Here is a 5,650-nt window from a genome sequence, read left to right as displayed (position 1 = left end):
CACCAGCCGAGAAAATGGCCGCACTGATAAACTCAACCGAAACATAAGAAGTGTTTCCACGACCACTAGAATCCGCCCCTTTTTGTATGAAAGAAAAATCCCCGCTCTAAGGCGGGGAAATACTCTAGCGATTGATGCGAGTATAAGGGTGAACGTAGTTCAACTTCTCTGCCGGCATCGGCAAGATCAGATCATCGCCGTAGGGGCTGGACGCACCAGCAAAAGGCGCAGAGATTTCCGTGATTGCGTGCTCGCGATTTTCGTTCTTCGGCCAAGCCGGGGAAACGTGACCCTTCTTCTGATTCGACATAGCCCTTATTATTTCAAACCTTGCGCAAAAACGTAACTCAAACGATAACTAAACTGGGGTGACATCATGTCTCAGTCTTCCCACCTCCCGCATTTCCGCACGTGGCTCGCCTCCTTTGAGGAAGAAGAGCTCGCCACCATCCTTCGCAACCGGCCGGATGTGCTCAATCCGCTACCCCCGAGCATCGCCGCGCTCGCCACCCGCCTGCTACTGCGCACTTCTATCGCGCGAGCGCTGATGAACTGCACTGCACGGCAGCTTGCGGAAATTGAAGATATCGCGCGCCGCGGCGGAGAGCTCGAAGAGGTAGAAGACCTTAATCCGGATATCTCCCGCCAGCTCAAGGAACGCGGCCTAGCCTATGGCAACATCCTCATCCCACCCGAGGTCATGCCTGCCCTTCCCACGGGCTGGTCCCTCCTCGACCAGGTCCAGGTCAGCCCGGAGGACATCGCCGAGCTGCCGGACGAAGAACGGAAGGTTCTCGAGACTCTGTCGCGTTCCAATGGCCTGGGCACCACGCGAGATGCGGCCATCGATGCGGATCCGGGCCGGCCGATTCCGCGGCTCATCGCCAAGCAGCTGCTCCAGCGCGTGGACGCCACCACCGTCCGCCTGCCGCGCGCCGTGCACCTTGCGCTCAACGGCAAGCCCACCGCCCCAATCCCAGTAGAGGGAATCACCGAATCCCCTGCCCCGGATTCCAAGGCCGATGATGCCGGTACCGCGGCCGGCCTTTCCGCTGTGCGCGGCATGCAGCGCGTCATTGACGCCCTAGGCGCTCGGCCGATAGAACTGCTCAAGGACAAGACCGTCGGCGTTCGCCAGCTCACCAACCTGAGTAAAACCCTCAACATCGATGAAGGGGAGCTGCGCCGCCTCATTGAGCTCGGCATGACCGCCCGCCTGCTCAGCCGCGGCGAACCGAAAAACTTCGACGGCAATTTCCTCGCGCCAACGGAGCTCGCCCAGGCTTGGCTTGATGCGAGCCTCGCCGAAAAGTGGCAGGTCCTGCTCGAGGCTTGGACTGCCTCCCCATGGACAAAGGAAGGCCGCACGCTAGCGCACACCAATGACCGACTACCTAGCTTCAGGGACAAAGTCCTGCAGGTCTACCTGCGTGGGGCGAAACCCACCTTCGAAGAATCCCTACGCTTCCACTTTCCGCTCTTTGCCACGCATACCTCGGACGAGACCATCGCCGAACTCCGCGCGGAAGCCGAGTGGATCGGTGCCGTTGCCCTCGAGCGCCCCACCAGCGTGCTTATCGACGGCCCCGACGCCGCCGCCCGCCTGACCCCCGACACGGTCGACTACTTCCTCATCCAAGCGGATATGACCGTATTGGTTCCTGGCCCGCTCGATCCGGATACCCACCAGCGGCTCGAATCAGTAGCCGACCTCGAGTCCCCCGGCCTGGCCAGCGTCTATCGCATCTCGGATGCTTCCCTGCGCCGCGGCCTGGATCGCGGCATGACTGGGGAGGAAATCCAGGCCTTCTTCGCCGCCCACGGGGAGGTGCCGCAGACGCTGGAGTTCCACATCGGGGACGTCGCCAAGCGCCATGGCACCCTGCGCTCCGGCCCGGCACTGTCCTACCTGCGCAGCGAGGACCCGACTCTCCTCCAGATTGCGCTGAAGGCGGCGCCCTTGCGCCTGCTCGCACCCACCGTGGCGGTGTCCCAATTGCCGGTGCATGACCTGCTGGAACGACTACGCGACCACGGACTCTCTCCCGCTGCTGAGGACGAAAGCGGCGCCAGCCTTAACGTCGCGCCCGAACCGGCTACCCTGCCGACGCCCACCGCCCGCCGGGCCACCGCTTCCCCGGACATCGCGAAGGCCATGCGCACCCTGCGCGACGACGCCACGCCTTCCACGCCCAGCCTCGATATAGTCCACGCCGCCGCGCGCACTGCCCGGCCGATCACCATCGGTTATGCGGACAAGAACGGCAATGAAAAGAAGCGCACCGTCACCCCGCTGACCGTGGCGGGCGGACAAATCGACGCTCGCGCGGCCGATGGCTCTACCATCCGGTTTCCCTTGCACCGGATAACCTCCGTTACGCTGGAGCCATGAATGGACCATTGATTGTGCAGTCGGATAAGACCGTCCTGCTCGAGGTGGATCACGCCCAGGCCGCCGAGGCCCGCGCCGCGCTCGCTCCCTTTGCGGAGCTCGAGCGCGCCCCCGAGCACGTGCACACCTACCGCATCACCCCGCTCGCGCTGTGGAATGCCCGCGCGGCCGGGCACGATGCCGAGCAGGTCGTCGACGTCCTCGAAAGCTACTCCCGCTTTCCAGTCCCCCAAGCCCTGCTTGTCGACGTCGCCGAAACCATGTCCCGCTACGGCCGCGTCCGCCTCCACGCCCACCCGGCCCACGGCCTCATCCTCGAGTCTGATGAGCCGCCCATCCTGGAAGAACTTACCCGCGGCGCTACCGGAAAACTCCTCGGTGCTCGCATCGACGAGAACTCTATCGCCGTCCCGCCCTCCGAGCGCGGCCGCCTTAAACAAGCCCTCCTCAAGGCCGGCTGGCCGGCCGAGGATCTCGCCGGCTACGTCGATGGCGAGTCCCATCCGATCGCCCTCAATCACGACGGCTGGCAGCTGCGTGACTACCAGCAGTACGCCACCGAGGCCTTCTGGTCCGGCGGCTCCGGCGTCGTCGTACTCCCATGCGGCGCTGGCAAAACCATCGTCGGCGCGGCTGCGATGGCCAAGGCGGAATCCACCACGCTCATCCTGGTTACCAATACCGTCGCCGGCCGCCAATGGCGCGACGAGCTCTTGCGCCGCACCACCCTAACCGAAAACGAAATCGGCGAATACTCCGGCGAAAAGAAGGAAATCAAGCCCATCACCATCGCCACCTATCAGGTGGTCACGCGCAAAACTAAGGGCGAATACCGCGCCCTCGAGCTCTTCGATTCCCGCGACTGGGGCCTCATCATCTACGACGAGGTGCACCTCCTTCCCGCCCCGGTGTTCCGCATGACGTCGGACCTTCAATCGCGGCGTCGGCTAGGGCTTACCGCTACCCTCGTGCGCGAGGACGGCCGCGAGGGCGACGTCTTCTCCCTCATCGGACCCAAGCGCTACGACGCCCCATGGAAAGAACTCGAGATGGCCGGCTATATCGCCACCGCCGAATGCATCGAGGTCCGCGTGGATATGGACGCCGAGGAACGCATGCTGTACGCCACCGCCCAACCTCGCGACCGCTACCGCATCGCCGCCCAAGCCGCCGCCAAGCTCCGTGCGGTGGATAAGATCCTGGCCCGCCACCCACAGCAGGCGCTCATCATCGGCGGTTATGTCGACCAGCTCAAAGAGCTCGGCGCGCATCTCGACGCCCCCGTTATCGACGGCTCCACCTCCACCGCCAAGCGCGAACGCCTCTTCCAACAATTCCGCGAGGGCACACTTCCTGTTCTCGTAGTATCCAAGGTGGCCAATTTCTCCATCGACCTTCCCGAGGCGGCCCTAGCCATCCAGGTCTCCGGCACCTTCGGCTCCCGCCAAGAAGAGGCCCAACGCCTCGGCCGGCTGCTGCGCCCCAAGGAAGAAGAAGCCCTCTTCTATTCGCTGGTCACCCGCGATAGCCTCGACGCAGACTACGCCGTGCATCGCCAACGCTTCCTCGCCGAGCAGGGATATGCCTACCGGCTTATCGACGCACTAGACTTGGAACAATGAAAATCTTCAAGTTCGACGTAGACGAGTCCTTTGCCAAGGCCAATAACGAGCTCTTGCGCGATTCCAACCGCCTTCGCATCTCCGGCCTCGTGCTGGGCATCCTGCTCATCATCGTCGGCGCGGCCATCTGGTGGGGATTTTCCTGGGGCATTACCATCGGCCTCGGCATGATCCTTTTCGGAATCATGGTGGCCATCGTCGGCTTCGCCGCCGCCCGTAAAGTCGGCACCGCCCAGCAACTCTATGACTCCTATCCCCTTGCTCCGGCTGTCATCGCTGAGGTTAACGAGCGCGACATGGTCCTGCTCGCCCTAGTCAATACCAACGTGGATCCTTCCCTGGCTCCCCGTTGGGCCGCTTGCCTGCGCACCGTGACCGCTATTCCCGGCACTCAGCGCACCGTAGGCACCAAGGTTCCCGTCGCCGCTGTGTCCGGCCGCGCGGACAACAACCACTGGCAGCAAATCACCCCTATGCCCATCGCATGGGGCACCCCTGACGCCGAAACCGTCACCATTGCCCGAAAGTCCATCCCCCAGGAGGAATGGCAGCGCCTCGAGCGCGCCCGCAAGCGCCTGTCCGACGTGAAGGCCACGAAGTTCGACCTTCTAGTTCTCTAGGGCTCCACAAACCTTTCTGGGTACAGCATTACTTCTAGGAGCGGGTCCGGCCACTTGTTGAGAACTATCTGGGCGACCTCTTCCTCCCTTTCGGAGAAATGATCCCTCGCTAGTTCCACCCAGAATTGCCCGCAAGACCGCGCCTGCCAATCTGGATCAGATTCGGTTCCACGCTTCGCGTACTCCCACGCAGCGTCATTCTCGCCGATTTCTTCTAAGGCTTTAGCTGCCTCTTCGAAATAAACCGCGTAGCTACCCTCAGCCAGGTGTGTACGAATGATTGCTTCGACGTCTTGATCTAAAACCGCAAAGCGCTTCTCCATATACTTGCGGCGGATAACATCTGCGTTTTCCGCCCAAGCGCGCACCCGAGCCAGGCCGTCTTCTCCGAGGACCGTTGAATATGCAACAGGGTCAAGATCGAAATAATCAACCCCGTTGCTCTCATGGAAATCAATGAACCACTCGGCCAGCTCCATTGGCGCAGGCTTGGCGCGCTGTGCGCTCTTAGCATGGAGCTCGATAAGCTCTTCAACAACCTCACTTAACATGCCAAGTGAGTCATCCGCATTGGCTATCACATCTACGGCAATCTCCAGCGCTTCTTGCACAACGGAGAATACTTGGGCTGGATCCTCCGAAGGGTCCTCCACGGCAAAATCGAGCACGCCAATTCCATTTTGCATTTTCAGTGCACGTCTAGCTGCCCGGTCCTCATCAAGAAAGGATCGGGTCCTACTCTGAAAAAATGGCAAGGCGATGGCAGCCAGTGAGCTCATCAGTTCGGCCTCCTCGGTAGGCTGTCAGCCCATTCTAACGGCGTCCGCTAATCTTCGGAGGTCTTCCTTTCTGTTCGTTGTTGTTGGTGTGTGAGGTATTGGGCCCAGGTGTGGTTCCAGTGGGTGTGGTGTGTAGCTAGTGGTCCGGTGGGGTGGTCTATGAAGCGTCCTGGGTTTAGTTCCGCTTCTTTTACGGCCCTGTGTTGATGGGCTGGGTGAGATAGTACTCGGTTTCTA

The 5,650-nt window shown here is 61.7% G+C and carries 5 protein-coding genes; 3 read left to right on the top strand and 2 right to left on the bottom strand.

Annotated features, from left to right (window positions below; translation table 11 throughout):
• Nucleotides 1–124 precede the first annotated feature (124 nt).
• Nucleotides 125–310 carry a hypothetical protein gene (locus QP324_RS11715; RefSeq protein WP_005329460.1) on the bottom strand — a complete coding sequence of 62 codons (186 nt, stop codon included), beginning with the start codon at nt 308–310 and terminating at the stop codon, nt 125–127.
• Nucleotides 311–376: 66 nt separating this feature from the next.
• Between QP324_RS11715 and QP324_RS11710 the strand changes: the two genes are divergently transcribed.
• From QP324_RS11710 to QP324_RS11700, 3 genes are read left to right on the top strand one after another with little or no spacing between them, the layout of a single operon-like run.
• Complete coding sequence (locus QP324_RS11710) at nt 377–2,392, top strand: helicase-associated domain-containing protein (protein WP_284816150.1); 2,016 nt, start codon at nt 377–379, stop codon at nt 2,390–2,392.
• The gene (locus tag QP324_RS11705; protein ID WP_284816148.1) at nt 2,389–4,014 is read left to right on the top strand and encodes a DNA repair helicase XPB; all 1,626 of its coding nucleotides are present in this window, start codon (nt 2,389–2,391) and stop codon (nt 4,012–4,014) included. The genes QP324_RS11710 and QP324_RS11705 overlap by 4 nt, the downstream gene beginning before the upstream one ends.
• Nucleotides 4,011–4,634: a DUF3239 domain-containing protein gene (locus QP324_RS11700; protein WP_284816146.1), complete on the top strand. Its 624-nt coding sequence runs from the start codon at nt 4,011–4,013 to the stop codon at nt 4,632–4,634. Before QP324_RS11705 ends, QP324_RS11700 begins: the two co-directional genes overlap by 4 nt.
• Here QP324_RS11700 and QP324_RS11695 read toward each other — a convergent pair.
• Nucleotides 4,631–5,413, bottom strand: coding sequence for a hypothetical protein (locus QP324_RS11695; RefSeq protein ID WP_284816145.1), 783 nt, complete (start codon nt 5,411–5,413; stop codon nt 4,631–4,633). The two genes, QP324_RS11700 and QP324_RS11695, sit on opposite strands and share 4 nt — an antisense overlap.
• Nucleotides 5,414–5,650 lie beyond the last annotated feature (237 nt).

This window comes from Corynebacterium sp. UMB0012 (genome assembly GCF_030216265.1).
Taxonomy (GTDB): Bacteria; Actinomycetota; Actinomycetes; order Mycobacteriales; family Mycobacteriaceae; genus Corynebacterium.
This window is presented reverse-complemented; position numbering and strand designations above follow the sequence as displayed.

Coding starts and splice junctions, on each gene's coding strand:
- QP324_RS11715 (WP_005329460.1), bottom strand. CDS start 310: ATGTCGAATCAGAAGAAGGGTCACGTTTCCCCGGCTTGGCCGAAGAAC.
- QP324_RS11710 (WP_284816150.1), top strand. CDS start 377: ATGTCTCAGTCTTCCCACCTCCCGCATTTCCGCACGTGGCTCGCCTCC.
- QP324_RS11705 (WP_284816148.1), top strand. CDS start 2,389: ATGAATGGACCATTGATTGTGCAGTCGGATAAGACCGTCCTGCTCGAG.
- QP324_RS11700 (WP_284816146.1), top strand. CDS start 4,011: ATGAAAATCTTCAAGTTCGACGTAGACGAGTCCTTTGCCAAGGCCAAT.
- QP324_RS11695 (WP_284816145.1), bottom strand. CDS start 5,413: ATGAGCTCACTGGCTGCCATCGCCTTGCCATTTTTTCAGAGTAGGACC.